The organism is Schnuerera sp., assembly GCF_035459645.1.
Classification (GTDB): Bacteria; Bacillota; Clostridia; order Tissierellales; family Tepidimicrobiaceae; genus Schnuerera.
This window is the reverse complement of record NZ_DATHXO010000088.1, coordinates 1-2,551: the sequence shown is the minus strand read 5'-3', so window position 1 is coordinate 2,551 and position 2,551 is coordinate 1. Positions and strand designations below refer to the sequence as shown.

The 2,551-nt window shown below is 29.4% G+C and carries 3 protein-coding genes; all 3 read right to left on the bottom strand.

Annotated features, from left to right (window positions below):
* A partial coding sequence (locus VK998_RS02145) for a PhzF family phenazine biosynthesis protein (RefSeq protein ID WP_325224966.1) occupies positions 1–640 on the bottom strand: 640 nt, incomplete at its 3' end.
* Positions 641–684: 44 nt separating this feature from the next.
* Complete coding sequence (locus VK998_RS02140; protein ID WP_325224965.1) at positions 685–1,548, bottom strand: ParB/RepB/Spo0J family partition protein; 864 nt, start codon at positions 1,546–1,548, stop codon at positions 685–687.
* Between the two features lie 90 nt (positions 1,549–1,638).
* The gene (locus VK998_RS02135; protein WP_325224963.1) at positions 1,639–2,403 is read right to left on the bottom strand and encodes a ParA family protein; all 765 of its coding nucleotides are present in this window, start codon (positions 2,401–2,403) and stop codon (positions 1,639–1,641) included.
* Between the last annotated feature and the right edge of the window lie 148 nt (positions 2,404–2,551).

Genomic DNA, 2,551 nt, shown 5'->3' with positions numbered 1-2,551 from the left:
CTGAGTTTTTTTCTGATAAGTAAAAAACATGGATACCTGTAACTTTCGCTTTTTTTGATAATTCAATTATTTTATTAAAATCCACCTTTAGATTGTCCAATGTTTTTTTATCATTTAGTGGTAAAAAAAGATCTAGTAATCCTGTAGATATAATCTTAGGATTAATAAATTTCCCTTCTATGCCAATATCCTTTTTTTCTAAATTAAAACATTCTAGTAATAAATCAATATCCTCAAGTCTCCCTATGTCCTTTGGTTTAGATTGTTCCATCATTACCTTTTCAACTTTGCCTTTATCATAATAAATTTCAACACCTAATCTACCTGCTTTAGTTTCTTGATATACTTTTTTAATTCCTTCATTAATAGGTTTTATAATATTTTTATAAGCTAGAAGATAAAAGGACCCTATAGTAGCATGACCACAAAGATCTACTTCACTAATTGGAGTAAAAAACCTCACTTTATAATTATATTCATCTATAGGAATTATAAATGCAGTCTCTGAAAGATTCATTTCTTTTGCAATATTTTGCATATCTACTTCTGATAATCCTCTAGCATCTGGTACTACCCCTGCAGGATTTCCTCCAAATGCTTCAGAAGCAAAGGCATCAACTTGATATATTGTTAATCCCATTTAAATCATCCTTTCATAAAATGTTTCACGTGAAACATTTTAAATTATTTAACCATTAAATCTAATAACCTTTCCAAATCTTCATCTCCATAAAATTCAATGGAAATTACTCCTCCATCTTTTTTAGTAGTTAATGTAACTTTAGTACCAAGCACTCTCATAAGTTTTTCCTCCATTTCTAAAACGAAGGGGTCTTTTTGTACTTGATTTTTCTTTGGCTTTTTTTTCTTTCTATCTTTGACTACTTTTTCAGTTTCTCTCACATTCATATTGTTGTTCATTATATTTTGAGCTGTTTTTATCATTTCTTCTTTATTTTTAATGCCTAATAAAGCTCTTCCATGACCACTAGACAATTTACCTTTAGAAATATAATCTTTAATTTCATCATCTAATTTTAACAATCTTATAGTATTTGCTATATAGGATCTACTCTTCCCTATTGCAGAGGCAACTTCCTCCTGTGTTAAATTATGTTCTTTAATTAAACCTTCAAAAGCATAAGCTTCTTCAATAGGATTCAAATTATCTCTTTGTAAATTTTCAATTAATGCTAATTTCATCGCTTGTTTATCATCTACTTTTTTGACAATACATGGTACCTCCGTCAGTCCAGCAGCTTTAGCTGCTCTCCATCTTCTTTCTCCTGCAATTATTTCAAATATATCATTCTTTTTTCTTACAACTATAGGTTGTATAACCCCATATTGTTTAATAGAATCTGTTAATTCTTTTAATAATTTTTTATCAAAATCTTTTCTAGGCTGATCTTCATTTGGTGTTATAGACGATATTTTAATATTTTGTATGTTTTTAAAATCCGATTCACTGTTCATTAAGTCAACTACAGGCTCATTTGGAATTAAAGCAGCCAATCCTTTTCCTAAACCTCTTTTTTTTGCAACCATCTAAAATCCCGTTACTCAAACTAATAAAAAATAACTTTCATTATAAATAGTTTATTAGCAACGGTTTTCACCTCCTTGATTTTATCTTACTTAATCTAGTAAATATAAAAATTCTTCAGCTAACTCCATGTAAGCTTCTGCTCCTTTAGATCTAGAGTCATAATCTATAGCTGATAAACCATAGCTAGGAGCCTCAGCTAACCTTACATTTCTAGGTATAATAGATGTGTAAACTTTACCTTTAAAATATTTTTTCACTTCATCTACAACTTGTATTGACAAATTAGTCCTACCATCAAACATGCTCAAAACTACACCTTCTATTTCCAAGTCAGGATTAAGGCTTCTTTTTACTAGCATTATAGTATCTACCAACTGACTAACTCCCTCTAAGGCATAGTATTCACATTGGATGGGTACTAGTACACTATGGGAAGCAGATAAACCATTGATACTTAATAAACCTAAAGAAGGAGGACAATCAATTAGTATAAAGTCATACTTCTCTTTTATACTAATTAAAGATTTTTTTAATGACAATTCCCTATTCTCCATACTAATTAATTCAATTTCTGCACCAGCTAAATCCACATTAGAAGGAATAATATCTACATTCTCTGCTGAAGTTTTTCTTACTATCTGATTTAAATCCGTATGGTTAATTAATGCATCATAAACTGACAATTCTAAACTATTTTTATCAATACCTAAGCCACTAGTTGCATTTCCCTGTGGATCCACATCTACAATTAGTGTTTTTTTATTTAATTTTCCCAAAGCAGAAGCCAAATTTATCACTGTTGTTGTTTTACCAACTCCACCCTTTTGATTAAATATTGTGATTATTCGAGCCATATCTTTTGTCCCTGAAAACTTATAAAACTATTTGTTCAACTACTATATGTTTCTTATTATAGTTTTTAAGTTGACTATTAGTTTTATAATGCTTTTGTTTTCTGGTAACAGTTTTCACCTCCTACTACTTCAAGTTTAATTAGTTAAT